This window comes from Streptomyces sp. NPDC007095, from assembly GCF_040634475.1.
Classification (GTDB): domain Bacteria; phylum Actinomycetota; class Actinomycetes; order Streptomycetales; family Streptomycetaceae; genus Streptomyces.
In genome coordinates, this window is the sequence record NZ_JBEYFS010000095.1 from 1572 (window position 1) to 14194 (window position 12623).

The 12623-nt window shown below is 71.4% G+C and carries 10 protein-coding genes and 1 pseudogene; 6 read left to right on the forward strand and 5 right to left on the reverse strand.

Annotation, left to right across the window (positions count from 1 at the left end):
• Positions 1–379 precede the first annotated feature (379 nt).
• Positions 380–877, reverse strand: coding sequence for a MarR family transcriptional regulator (locus ABZ656_RS29055; protein ID WP_101405137.1), 498 nt, complete (start codon positions 875–877; stop codon positions 380–382).
• A gap of 140 nt (positions 878–1017) precedes the next feature.
• Between ABZ656_RS29055 and ABZ656_RS29060 the strand changes: the two genes are divergently transcribed.
• The 3 genes and pseudogenes from ABZ656_RS29060 to ABZ656_RS29070 all read left to right on the forward strand — a co-directional run bounded on the left by ABZ656_RS29060 (position 1018) and on the right by ABZ656_RS29070 (position 3100).
• On the forward strand, positions 1018–1980 hold the full coding sequence (locus ABZ656_RS29060; RefSeq protein WP_101405138.1) for an EamA family transporter: 963 nt from the start codon (positions 1018–1020) through the stop codon (positions 1978–1980).
• Between the two features lie 58 nt (positions 1981–2038).
• Positions 2039–2190 (forward strand): annotated as a pseudogene (locus tag ABZ656_RS29065) (EamA family transporter); the annotation flags it as partial.
• 133 nt (positions 2191–2323) lie between these two features.
• Positions 2324–3100: an SDR family oxidoreductase gene (locus ABZ656_RS29070; RefSeq protein WP_101405139.1), complete on the forward strand. Its 777-nt coding sequence runs from the start codon at positions 2324–2326 to the stop codon at positions 3098–3100.
• A gap of 35 nt (positions 3101–3135) precedes the next feature.
• On the opposite strand, the gene ABZ656_RS29075 is transcribed toward ABZ656_RS29070, so the two are convergent.
• Complete coding sequence (locus ABZ656_RS29075) at positions 3136–4296, reverse strand: hypothetical protein (protein WP_101408126.1); 1161 nt, start codon at positions 4294–4296, stop codon at positions 3136–3138.
• On the reverse strand, positions 4293–5576 hold the full coding sequence (locus ABZ656_RS29080) for a ThiF family adenylyltransferase (RefSeq protein ID WP_360271451.1): 1284 nt from the start codon (positions 5574–5576) through the stop codon (positions 4293–4295). Before ABZ656_RS29080 ends, ABZ656_RS29075 begins: the two co-directional genes overlap by 4 nt.
• 541 nt (positions 5577–6117) lie before the next feature.
• On the opposite strand from ABZ656_RS29080, the gene ABZ656_RS29085 reads away from it, so the two are divergent.
• Complete coding sequence (locus ABZ656_RS29085; RefSeq protein ID WP_360271412.1) at positions 6118–7404, forward strand: M14 family zinc carboxypeptidase; 1287 nt, start codon at positions 6118–6120, stop codon at positions 7402–7404.
• 115 nt (positions 7405–7519) lie between these two features.
• On the opposite strand, the gene pepN is transcribed toward ABZ656_RS29085, so the two are convergent.
• Entirely contained in the window at positions 7520–10093 is a 2574-nt protein-coding gene (pepN, locus tag ABZ656_RS29090; RefSeq protein WP_360271414.1) for an aminopeptidase N, read from the reverse strand.
• A 156-nt stretch (positions 10094–10249) separates the two neighbouring features.
• On the opposite strand from pepN, the gene ABZ656_RS29095 reads away from it, so the two are divergent.
• The gene (locus ABZ656_RS29095; RefSeq protein WP_360271453.1) at positions 10250–10738 is read left to right on the forward strand and encodes a DUF1203 domain-containing protein; all 489 of its coding nucleotides are present in this window, start codon (positions 10250–10252) and stop codon (positions 10736–10738) included.
• A gap of 51 nt (positions 10739–10789) precedes the next feature.
• On the opposite strand, the gene ABZ656_RS29100 is transcribed toward ABZ656_RS29095, so the two are convergent.
• The gene (locus ABZ656_RS29100; protein WP_360271416.1) at positions 10790–11806 is read right to left on the reverse strand and encodes an aspartate-semialdehyde dehydrogenase; all 1017 of its coding nucleotides are present in this window, start codon (positions 11804–11806) and stop codon (positions 10790–10792) included.
• 294 nt (positions 11807–12100) lie between these two features.
• Here ABZ656_RS29100 and ABZ656_RS29105 point away from each other — a divergent pair, with 294 nt between their 5' ends.
• Positions 12101–12622, forward strand: a complete 522-nt coding sequence (locus ABZ656_RS29105) for a sigma-70 family RNA polymerase sigma factor (RefSeq protein ID WP_101405143.1) — start codon at positions 12101–12103, stop codon at positions 12620–12622.
• Position 12623 lies beyond the last annotated feature (1 nt).

Below are 12623 nucleotides of genomic sequence, written 5' to 3' on the forward strand. Positions count from 1 at the left end.
TTCGAGCCGAGCAGATCCGAGCCGGTCTGAACCGAGCCGAGTCGATCCGAGTCGAGCCGAGCCGGTCTGAACCGAGTCGAGTCGAGTCGAGTCGAGCCGAGCTGATCCGAGCCGGTCTGAACCGAGTCGAGTCGAGTCGAGCCGAGCTGATCCGAGCCGGTCTGAACCGAGCCGAGTCGATCCGAGTCGAGCCGAGCCGGTCTGAACCGAGTCGAGTCGAGTCGAGTCGAGTCGAGTCGAGCCGAGCTGATCCGAGCCGGTCTGAACCGAGTCGAGTCGATCCGAGTCGAGCCGAGCCGGTCTGAACCGAGTCGAGTCGAGTCGAGGCGATCTGAACCGATCTGAACCGATCTGAACCGATCTGAACCGGGCTGGGGATCTAGGCGCCGGTGCCCGTCAGCAGCTCGCGCAACAGGTCGGCCAGTTGACCGGCTCGTTCCTCGTCGAGGTGGGCCAGGGCCTCCGTCTGGACGGCGAGCCCCGCGCCGACGGCCTCGTCGATGAGCCGCAGCCCCTTGTCCGTGAGCGTCACCTGGAGCCCGCGCCGGTCGTGCGGGTCGGGGGAGCGCCGTAGCAGCCCCGCGCGTTCCAGCTTGTCCAGGCGCCCGGTCATTCCTCCGGTGGTGAGCATGAGCGTCGCCGAGAGCTGCCGGGGCGAGAGGGTGTACGGGGCGTCCGAGCGGCGCAGGGTCGCGAGCACATCGAACTCCCCGCGCGAGATCCCGAAGGGCGTGTACGCCTTCTCCATCCGGTCGCCCATCGTGCGGGCGAGCCGGAAGACGCGGCCGAAGACCTCCATCGCGGCGGTGTCGAGGTCCGGCCGGACGGTGGCCCACTGCTCGATGATCGCGTCGACAGGGTCCTGGGGCGTCTTCATGGGGGCGAGTATCCGCCGAGGGGTCGATTGCCCGCAAGAAAGTAGATGACGAGGAAGTAGATGACGAGAAAGTAGATTACAAGAAAGTCGCTTAGAGCTAAGCTACTTTCCATTGACCTACTTTGGAATCGGGTGCCTCCATGGCCGCGAACGCGAACCGTCCCGCCCTCATAGCCCTGACCGCGCTGGCCCCCATCTCCTGGGGCAGCACCTACGCCGTCACCACGGAGTTCCTCCCGGCCGACCGGCCCCTGTTCACCGGGGTGATGCGAGCCCTGCCCGCCGGGCTGCTGCTCCTCGCGCCGGCCCGGGTGCTGCCGCGCGGCGCCTGGTGGGGGAAGGCGGCGGTGCTGGGCGCGCTGAACATCGGAGCCTTCTTCCCGCTGCTGTTCCTCTCCGCGTACCGGCTGCCCGGCGGCATGGCGGCAGTCGTCGGCTCGGTCGGGCCGCTGTTCGTCGCGGGCCTCGCGGCACTGCTGCTCGGCGACCGCCCGACCCTGCGGACGCTCCTCACCGGTATCGCCGCGGCCCTCGGTGTCAGCCTCGTCGTACTGAAGGCGGCCGGCGCGCTCGATGCGGTGGGGGTCCTCGCGGCGCTCGCCGCGACCGCGTCGATGTCCACCGGCACGGTGCTCGCCAAGCGGTGGGGCCGGCCGGACGGGGTCGGACCGTTGGCGCTCACCGCCTGGCAGTTGACGGCGGGCGGGCTGCTGATCGTCCCGGTCGCCCTCCTCGTCGAGGGCGCGCCGCCCGCGCTGGACGGCCGGGCGGTCGGCGGATACGTCTACCTCGCGCTGGCGAACACGGCGGTGGCGTACTGGCTCTGGTTCCGGGGCATCGGCCGGCTCGGCGCCATCCAGGTCACCTTCCTCGGCCCGCTGTCGCCGCTGACCGCGGCTGTCATCGGCTGGGCGGCGCTGGGGCAGGCGCTGACGCCGGTGCAGGTGGCGGGGATGGTGCTGGCGTTCGGGGCGACGGTGTTCGGTCAGATCGGGCCGCGTGGCGGGCGGCCCTCGGCTCCCGCCGCTGGATCGTTCAGTTTCTCTGAAAGGAATGGTCGAAAAGATTCGATGGACGTGACGGTTCCCGCCTTGCGACGGTAGTCGGGCCGCTGGGACACGGACGGTCCCCGGTCGACCCACGACCACCGAAAGGCAAGGGATATACGTGGCGGTCCTGGACCGGACACGCACGCGCACACGCACGCACGGCGCCGCGGGACTCGGGATCGTCCTGGCAGGGGTCGCCACCGTGGTCTGGTCCGGCAGCTTCGTCGTCTCGCGCGCGCTGCACGAAGCGTGCCGCCGGTGCAGGCTGCCCGCCGACCGATGAGTGAGAGACGGCGCGTACGTCTGCATGACCGACTCGTACGGCCGACTTGTACAGCCGACTCGTACGGCCGACTCGTACGGGCCGCTCTCACGGCTCACCTCACGGAGGTTCACCATGCTGCTCACCGACAAGACCGCGGTCATCTACGGCGCCGGCGGATCCATCGGCGGCGCCGTCGCCCGTACCTTCGCCCGCGAGGGTGCCCACGTGCACCTCGTGGGGCGTACGGCGGCGACGCTCGACGCGGTGGCCAAGGACATCGAGGCGGAGGGCGGCCACGCCCGGGCGGCGGTCGTCGACGCGCTCGACGAGGCGGCGGTCGAGGCGCACATCGCGTCACTGGACGCCGTCGACATCTCCTTCAACCTCGTCACCCGGGGCGATGTGCAGGGCGCCTCGCTGCTCGACATGCCCGTCGACGACTTCGTACGCCCGGTCGTCACCGGTATCCGCGCCAACGTCGTCACCGCCCGCGCCGCCGCCCGCCGCATGGCCGAGCGGGGCTCCGGCGTGGTCCTCACGCTCAACAGCGGTTCGGCGCACGGCAGTCCGATGATGGGCGGGACGGGCCCGGCCGACGCGGCAATCGACACGCTGGTACGGAACCTGGCGATGGAACTGGGGCCGCGCGGGGTGCGGGCCGTCGGCCTGTGGGCGGCCGGTGTGCCCGAGACGCTGACCCGCGAGAAGCTCGCCGCGGTCGACAGCGCCATGGCCCTCGACGAGAACGCCCTCCAGGGCCTGCTCGCCAACCTGGCCGGAATGCGCATGACCCGCCGCAACCCCACCCTCCCCGAGATCGCCGCGACCGCCGCCTTCCTCGCCTCCGACCACGCGGGCGGCATCACCGGCACCTTCGTCAACGTCACCGGCGGGATGTTCCCGGGTTAGGACGACCGGCTGGGACGACCGGCTGGGCCGCCCGCCTAGGACGACCGACGGCCGCGGCGGTCGCGCCACCACGTGCGGGCCCACAGCACATGCACCCCGCCGAGCGCGACCACGACGGCCGTCGCGTCGAGGCGCCCGGCGGGGGAGTGGCCGGGGCCCAGGTGCGCCACCGCGCGGGCGAACAGCGTGATGTCCGCGGGCAGGGTGACGGTCGCGAGGAACGCGAGACACAGCGTGGTGCCGACGACGAGCACCACGCTGTACACGCGCACCGCCCGCCGTTCGTGGGCGGGCAGTTCGAGGCTGGGATCCGGGGCGGTGGTACGGCGCAGCGTCCGCCGTGCCGCGTACTTCGTGTACGCCACCCCGTCCCCGTACAGATCGCGGCAGCGCGTCAGGTCCTGGAGCACGAAGTACAGGTCCGTACGCATGAAGACCATGAGCTGGAAGGGAAGGGGGAGCAGGGCGAGCAGGGCGACGGCGGCCAGGATCCGGCGGGGGGTGCCGTGCGTGGCGCCCGCGGCGAGGGCGGTCAGGGAGGCGACGGTGAGGTTGGTCGCGATCCCGGCGAGGTAGGCGGTCAAACGGTGGCGGCGCGGGGCGAGTTCGATGCCGCTGATGTCCGTCTGCATGACCAGGAACTGCAGGCGCGTACCGAGGCGCATCCGGCCGGGCACGCCGGTCGCCCGGGCGGTCACCAGGTGCGCGCACTCGTGGACCAGCAGGAGCGTCCAGCCGAAGCCCGCGCCGAGCGCGATCACCGCGCTGCCGTGCGGGCTCCAGAGGAGGGTGTGGTAGCTGAGGGGAACGGGTGGGCGGGTGAGCAGGGTGGTGGTGATCAGCAGGGCGATGAGGACGGGCAGGGCCGGGCTGAGGACCCAGCGCACATGACGGGGCCTGATCCGGGCGAGCGTCGGTTTCGGCGGGGGCGGCGAGGCCACCGCCCGTCCGTCCACCTCGGCGACGAACCCGAGGTCCACCAGCGCTTCGACGAAGTCGGGCACGTCGATGTCGTCGCCGGTGGTCTCCCGCAGTCGTTTTCCGACCTCGGCGGTGCTCAGCCCCTGCCCGAGCAGGTCCAGTGCCTGCTTGCCGACCTCGGGCAGCGCGACGAACCGGCCCGTCGCCAGCCGGCCGACGATCCACTCGTCGCCGTCGGGGCGGGAGTCGAGGGTGTGCAGGCGTACGTGGTTCACGCGCGTTCCCCGGCCGCGCCGGTGGCTCCGCCCGCGCCGGTGGCTCCGCCCGCGGGTCTGTCGCCGCATGCCGGGCAGTCGGGCCGCCGGGGGAATCTCTGCAGCACCGGGTCGCCCGGCAGCATCAGGTTCATCCCGAAGCGGAAGCCCGGATCGAGCGCCGGGACGCCGGTCAGCAGGGCCAGGGCCGCGTGGGCGAGCAGTCCGCCGGACAGGCCCGCGGTGACCGCGGTCGCGGGGTTCCACGGCAGGTGCGGGGAGGCGACCTCGTCGTCCTGACCGGGCGCCAGGCGCAGCTCGCGGCGGGCCACCTCGCCGGCCCGCAGACACTCCCAGCAGGCGCCCCGGCCGGGTACGTGGACCCCGGCCGTCACCAGGGGGCCGCGGTAGCCGGCGTCGACCCAGGGCAGGTTCGCGGCCAGACAGACACGGTTCGCCCAGCGGCGGATGTCGTCGGGACGGTCGGCGGCGAGGACGAGAAGGTCGTACGAGTCCCGCGACGGGTAAGGGACTTCGGGTGCCCCGGCCTGTTTCGGCTCGCTCGGGGCTTGGGGCGGTCCGGCGTGTTTCGGCTCGCTCGGGGCTTCGGGTGCCCCGGTCCGGATCAGCTCCGCCAGGTCCGCCGGCTGTCGTATCTCCCGGCGCTCCCCGGTCACCGTCACGTCCGAGTTCAGCGCCCGCAGGGTGGCGAGCGCGGCCGTCACCTTCGGGTGGCCGAGGTCGGACTCGCGGAAGAGGGGCTGGCGGTTGAGGTTGGACAGCTCCACCACGTCCGGGTCCACGCAGTGCAGACGACCGACCCCGGAGGCGACCAGGCTCTGCGCGGCGTACCCGCCCGTGCCGCCGACGCCGACCAGCAGCACCCGGGCTCGGCGCAGCCGGAGCTGGGCGTCCCAGGGGCTCGTCCGGGGGCCGAGGTCCATCCAGCGCAGCAGCGGCACCCCCCGGCTGTAGCGCAGCCGTTCCCGCTCGGACACCGGCACGGGCGCCGCCGCGTCCTCCACGAACCCGGCGTCGAGCAGGTCCGCCATCGCCTGCCGGGCGTCCTCGCGCGTGAGGCCGGGAAGTTCGGGATGCGCCCGCAGCACCTCGCCGACCACCGCCGACGGCTCCCGCGTTCCGTCCATCGTCTCGACCAGCGTCCAGACCCAGCCCTGCGGGTCCTCGATCTCGGCGCCGATGCCGTGGATGACGCTGCCGATGCGGACGTTGCCGTCGATCGTGCGGTACGGCCGGTGCTCGGGCTTGATCCGGGGTCTGCGGAGCGTGTCGACCGGCACCGTCACCAGGACCCCTTCCCGTTACAGGTACATGCCTTGACACTCTGGTCCCCCGAGTCGAGCCTTGACAAGACGCGGTCGGCGATCGCGCCCGCAACGCTCAACGTCCGTATTGACGAGAGGAGTTGGGGTGCCCACCAAGATTGTGATCCGCCCGTTGGACAAGAAGGAGACCACGGGCGACAGCAGCGGAGGCAACGGCGGCTGATCCGTTTCGCCGGACAGGCCCTAGAGGGCCTGTCGTCTGGATCAGGCCTGGGGCCGCGGGGTCTGGCACGCACATCTGCGGCGTTGTCGTCGGTCGCCATGGCTCCGCCATGACTCCCTCCTCCGCCTTGCAGCTGCACGCACCAGACCCCGCTCACCGGCACCGATCAAGCGCCGTCTCCCGAAACGACCTGATCCAAACGACAGGCCCTCGGCCACCGCAGAGCCCACACAGAGAGGGGGCCACATGGCCGCCAAGATCGTGATCCGTCCGCTGGACAAGAAGGAGACCACCGGGGACAGCAACGCGAACGGCACCTGACCGGAGCCCGGCATGCGGGGAACCCCGTATCCCACCCTCGGTGAGCTGCTGCGACGCGCTCACGCGACGGTGGCGGCACGACCCGGTGCACTGCGGTTGCGTGCCGTCGGGACCTCGCGTGCCGGCCGGCCGCTGTGGCTGCTGTCGGCCGGACACGGCCCCCGGCACATCCTCACGGTCGCCGGCGCGCACGCCAACGAACCGGTGGGCGGGGTCACCTCGCTCGCCCTGGCCGAGAGGTTCGCGCGGGAGCCCGCACTGCTCCAGGAGTCCGGCTGCGCCTGGCACTTCCTGCTCTGCCTCGACCCCGACGGCGCGAGTCTCGCCGGGCGCTGGCTGACCGGGCGGTCCGGTGAGGGGCTGACCGGCGAGGGGCGCTCCGGCGAGGGACGGCCGGCCGAGGCCTCGCCGACCCTCCGGGGTTACTACCGGCGCTTCTACCGGCCCGCCTTCGCCGCGCAGCCCGAGTTTCCGCCCGTCGCGAGTGACCCGCGTCCGACGATGCCGGAGTCCGAGGCACTGGTGCGGCTCATCGACGAACTGCGCCCGGTCGTGCAGTTCTCCCTTCACGGTGTCGAAGTGGGCGGATCCTTCCTGCAGTTGACTCGCGCGGTGCCGGGGGCGGCGGCCGCCTACCGTCGGATCGCCGCGGACCTCGGCATTCCCCTGGAACACAGGCCGTTCGACGGCATGGGATGGCTGGCCGAGAGCCCGGGCGTGCTCGTCCTGCCGGACAGCAGCCCCACCGAGGAACGGGACCCGTCCGGCTTCACCTCACAGGCGACCTGGCTGTACGCGATGCGGCACGGAACCGTGTCGGCGGTCGTCGAGGCGCCCTTCTGGAGCGTGGCGGGCGTCAGCGATCCAGGGCCCGTCGCCGAGCCCCGGCGCGAGGTCGCGGAGGCGAGCGAGATCCTGCTCGGCCGGGCCAAACAACTGGAGGCGGTGGTCGGGGAGCTGGGGCCCAGGTCACCGCAGACCCCCGAAGAGATCGCCCACTTCACCGCCGCCCGCGAGCTCATGGACATCGGCCCCGGAGTCGTGGACACCTGGAACTCCGCCGAACTCGCCACCACCGTGGGCAACTCCGTCTCGCTCGGCGTCGCCGCCCGGCGCATCCCGCTGCGCGCGGCGGCCATGATGCGGCAGGCCCTGGGCGGCGCCCCCGCGCTGGACACCCTTGTGGAGGTCTGGGCCCGTGAGCTGGCGAGCACCTTCGACGCCCGCTGGGTCCCCGTGGCCGACCAGACCGAGCTTCAGACCCGCACGATGCTCGCACTCGCCCGCGCTCTGGTGTGACCCCGGGCGCCCACACGCGCGCTCATGCGAAAGGGGGCTCCCGGCACAACGCCGGAAGCCCCCACTCACGTACGCGCCCTTGCTCTCGTACGTGCCCCCACCCACATACGACCGACTACGCGGACGCCGCCGCCGCGTCCGCCGCCTGGGCCTTCAACGCGCGCTCGACCCCGGAGCGGGACTCCGAGATCAGGCGCCGCAGGGCCGGGGTGGGCTCGGCCGAGGCCAGCCACGCGTCCGTCTTGGCGAGGGTCTCCTCGGAGACCTGGACGGACGGGTAGAGACCGACCACGATCTGCTGGGCGATCTCGTGCGAACGGGCGTCCCAGATGTCCTTCACCACGGAGAAGTACCTGTCCGTGTACGGGGCGAGCAGTTCGCGCTGGTCGGTCTGCACGAAGCCGCCGATCACCGCTTCCTGCACGGCGTTCGGGAGCTTGTCGGACTCGACGACCGCAGACCAGGCCTCCGCCTTCGCCTCCTCGGTGGGACGCGAGGACCGGGCCGTCTCCGCGTGCCGCTCACCGGCCGCCGTCTTGTCGCGCTCCGCCTCGGCGCCGATCTCCGCCTCGTCGTAGCGCCCGACCGCCGCGAGCCGCTGGACGAACGCCCAGCGCAGCTCGGTGTCGACGGCGAGGCCCTCGATGGTCTCCCGGTCCTCCAGCAGGCCCTCCAGGAGGTCCAGCTGCTCCGGCGTACGGGCGGTCGCCGCGAAGGCACGTGCCCAGGCGAGCTGGTGGTCGCTGCCGGGCTCGGCGGCGCGCAGGTGCGCGAGCGTCGCGTCCGTCCAGCGGGTCAGCAGCGCCTCGCGGGTCGCCGGGTCGGCGTACAGCTCGATCGCCAGCTTCACCTGGCGCTGCAGCGACTGCACGACACCGATGTCGGACTCCTTGCCGATGCCCGACAGGACCAGAGACAGGTACTCGCGAGTGGCGAGCTCACCGTCGCGGGTCATGTCCCAGGCCGAGGCCCAGCACAGGGCACGGGGCAGGGACGACTCGAAGTCGCCGAGGTGCTCGGTGACGAAGGCGAGCGAGTCCTCGTCGAGGCGGACCTTGGCGTACGACAGGTCGTCGTCGTTGAGCAGGAAGACCGCCGGGCGGCGCTTCCCGACCAGCTCCGGTACGGCCGTCAGCTCGCCGTCGACGTCCAGCTCGACGCGCTCGTCGCGCACCAGCCTGCCGCTGTCGAGGTTGTAGAGGCCGATGGCGATGCGGTGCGGGCGGAGGGTCGGCTCACCCTTGGCACCCTCCGGGAGCGCCGGAGCCTCCTGACGGATCGCGAAGGAGGTGATGGCCCCGTCCGCGTCGGTCTCGACCTCCGGCCGCAGGATGTTGATGCCGGCGGTCTGGAGCCACTTCTCCGACCAGGTCTTCAGGTCGCGCCCGGAGGTCTCCTCCAGGGCGCCCAGCAGATCGCTGAGGCGCGTGTTGCCGTAGGCGTGCCGCTTGAAGTACGCCTGCACGCCCTTGAAGAACTCGTCCATGCCGACGTACGCGACGAGCTGCTTCAAGACGCTCGCCCCCTTCGCGTACGTGATGCCGTCGAAGTTGACGAGGACGTCGTCCAGGTCGTTGATCTCGGCCATGATCGGGTGGGTGGAGGGCAGCTGGTCCTGCCGGTACGCCCACGTCTTCATGGAGTTGGCGAAGGTCGTCCAGGAGTGCGGCCAGCGCGACTGGGGGGCGTAGGCCTGGCAGGCCGCCTCGGCGTAGGTGGCGAACGACTCGTTCAGCCACAGGTCGTTCCACCACTCCATGGTGACCAGGTCGCCGAACCACATGTGGGCCAGCTCGTGCAGGATCGTGGCGGCCCGCACCTCGTACGCGGCGTCGGTCACCTTGGACCGGAACACGTACTGGTCGCGGATCGTCACCGCGCCCGCGTTCTCCATCGCACCGGCGTTGAACTCCGGCACGAAGAGCTGGTCGTACTTCTTGAACGGGTACGCGTAGTCGAACTTCTCCTGGAACCACTCGAAGCCCTGCCGGGTGACCTCGAAGATCGCGTCCGAGTCGAGGAACTCGGCGAGCGAGGGCCGACAGTAGATGCCGAGCGGCACGCTCTGTCCGTCCTTCTCGTACACGCTGTGCACGGAGTGGTACGGCCCGACGATCAGCGCGGTGATGTACGTGGAGATCCGCGGCGTCGGCTCGAAGACCCAGGTGTCGTCCTTGGGCTCGGGCGTCGGGGAGTTGGAGATCACGGTCCAGCCGGAGGGCGCCTTCACGGTGAACTGGAAGGTGGCCTTCAGGTCGGGCTGCTCGAAGCTCGCGAACACCCGGCGCGCGTCCGGGACCTCGAACTGGGTGTAGAGGTAGGCCTGCTGGTCGACGGGGTCGACGAAGCGGTGCAGGCCCTCACCGGTGTTGGTGTACGCGCAGTCGGCCACGACACGCAGGACGTTGCGGCCCTCCAGGAGCCCCGGAAGCGCGATCCGCGAGTCCTTGAAGACCTCGGCGGGCTCGAGAGGGTCCCCGTTCAGGGTCACCTCGTGAACGGCGGAAGCCACCAGGTCGATGAAGGTCTCCGAGCCGCTCTCCTCGACGTCGAAGCGCACCGTGGTAACGGACCGGTAGGTACCGCCCTCCTGCGCGCCCGAGAGGTCGAGATCGATCTCGTACGAGTCAACGGTGAGCAGCTTCGCCCGCTGCTGCGCCTCTTCGCGGGTCAGGTTTGTGCCAGGCACGCGGTCATCTCCTCGTTATGTGACGGTTGCGCCATCCTTCCATGGGACCTGCACGGATGCGATGTCCGTTTCCCGCCGGTGCCAGGCACACGCGAGCGCGAGCCTGGAGACATGACGACGCACACGACGACGCACACGACGGACGCGACGACGGACATGACGACATACGCGACGACGTACACGGCCCGTCCCATCGCCCCGGTGGTCCTGAAGGATCTCCGCACAGCTGACGATGCGGACCGCCCGATGGTTCCCTTCGCGGACGAGGAGGGCGGTGCGCCGCTGCGCTGCTGTCTGCGGCGCAGCGAACCCGGCGAGCGGATCGCCCTCGTCTCCTACGCGCCGCTGCGCCGCTGGGCCGCCGGGACAGGCGTCGACCCGGGCGCGTACGACGAACAGGGTCCGGTCTTCGTCCACGCCGACGACTGCCCCGGCCCCGACCTGCGCGGCTACCCCTTCCCGGGCGCTCACCGCACGGTCCGCCGCTACTCCGCCGAGGGCCGCATCCTGGGCGGCCGTCTGGTCGAGAACCCCGACGCCATCGACGAGGCCTTCGCGGAGGCCTTCGCCGACCCGGAGGTGGCGCTCGTCCACGTACGGGCCGTGGAGTACGGGTGCTTCCTCTACGAGGTGCGGCGGGCGTGAGGAGGGGCGGTCACCGTGCGGTGACCGCCCCCGGGGTACGTGGTACGGCTGTCAGCCCTTGAGCTCCGCCGCCACCAGCTCCGCGATCTGGACCGCGTTCAGTGCGGCGCCCTTGCGGAGGTTGTCGTTGGAGACGAACAGGGCGAGACCGTGCTCGGCCGTCTCGTCGGCGCGGATGCGGCCCACGTAGGACGCGTCCTTGCCGGCGGCCTCGAGCGGGTTCGGGATCTCGGAGAGGGTGACGCCCGGGGCGCCGGCCAGCAGCTCGGTCGCGCGCTCCACACTCAGCGGACGCGCGAAGCGGGCGTTCACCTGGAGGGAGTGGCCGGTGAACACCGGGACGCGGACACAGGTGCCGGAGACCTTGAGGGCGGGGATCTCCAGGATCTTGCGGGACTCGGTGCGGAGCTTCTGCTCCTCGTCCGTCTCGTGCAGACCGTCGTCGACGATCGACCCCGCGAGCGGGAGCACGTTGAAGGCGATGGGGCGCTTGTAGACCCCCGGCTCGGGGAAGTCGACCGCGCCGCCGTCATGGGTCAGCTTGTCGGCGTCCGCGGCGACCTTCAGTACCTGTCCCTGCAGCTCGGCCACGCCCGCGAGGCCGGAACCGGAGACCGCCTGGTACGTCGCGACGACCAGCGCCTCGAGCCCCGCCTCCTCGTGCAGCGGCTTCAGGACCGGCATCGCGGCCATCGTCGTGCAGTTCGGGTTGGCGATGATGCCCTTGGGGCGCGCCGCGATCGCGTGCGGGTTCACCTCGGAGACCACCAGGGGCACCTGCGGGTCCTTGCGCCACGCGGAGGAGTTGTCGATCACGACCGCGCCCTGCGAGGCGACCTTCTCGGCCAGCGCCTTGGAGGTCGCGCCGCCCGCGGAGAACAGCACGATGTCCAGGCCGGAGTAGTCCGCCGTCGCCGCGTCCTCCACCGTCACACCGTCGAGCACCGTCCCGGCCGAACGCGCCGAGGCGAACAGCCGCAGCTCCTCGACCGGGAACTTCCGCTCGACGAGGATCCTGCGCATGACCGTGCCGACCTGACCGGTGGCTCCGACGATTCCGACCCTCACGGCGACTCCCTTAGCGTGCGTTTTACGTGGTCCAGCTCTTCCATCATGCGTCTGACCCGTGCCCGCGTGTCCAATCCTTTGCCCGTGCCGCCCGAGGAATGGGACGCGTCCGCCGGCCGGTGTCCGTTCGGCATCCGAAAGAAACCCTTCCGTCGGCCGCCGGGGACCGCAAGCCGTACGGCGTGGGCGTCCCCGCGGGCCCCGGCCCGGTGTGACGTACGACTCCTTCGCGTTCGGCCGAACGTTTCCGCCCGCACCGGCGTCGTAGAGGAAACGCGGGAGGGGAGGGGCGGAGTGCTGCGCAGAAAGGCACGCCGTGCCCAGGGGGCGGACGATCCCCTGGACGCGGCCCAGGAACGCCGGGTGCGGGCGGTGCTCGCGCTCGGTGGCGTACCGCAGGCGGACCTGCCGGACGGGGTGCAGCAGGTCCGCCTGCGGTTGCTGGAACGCGCGGCGAAGGGGGACGAGGCGCCGCGTGACGTGTCCGCGTGGGCGGCGGTCGTCGCCTCGAACCTGGCGATGGACTGGCACCGGGCCAAGCGGCGCCAGGAGCGGCTCGGCGAGCGGCTGGCCTCGCTGCGGCAGCCCGCGGACGCCCGTGACGAGGAATCCAGCGTGCTCTCGCTCGCCGTGGCGCAGGGTCTGGACGAGCTGCCCGACGCCCAGCGGCAGGTCCTCGTCCTGCGTTTCTACGCCGATCTGTCCGTGCGCGGGATCGCCGAGGAGCTCGGCATCCCGGAGGGCACGGTCAAGAGCAGGCTGCACTCGGCGGTCCGCGCCCTGCGCGCCCGCCTGCACGAGGACGAGGTGGTGTGAC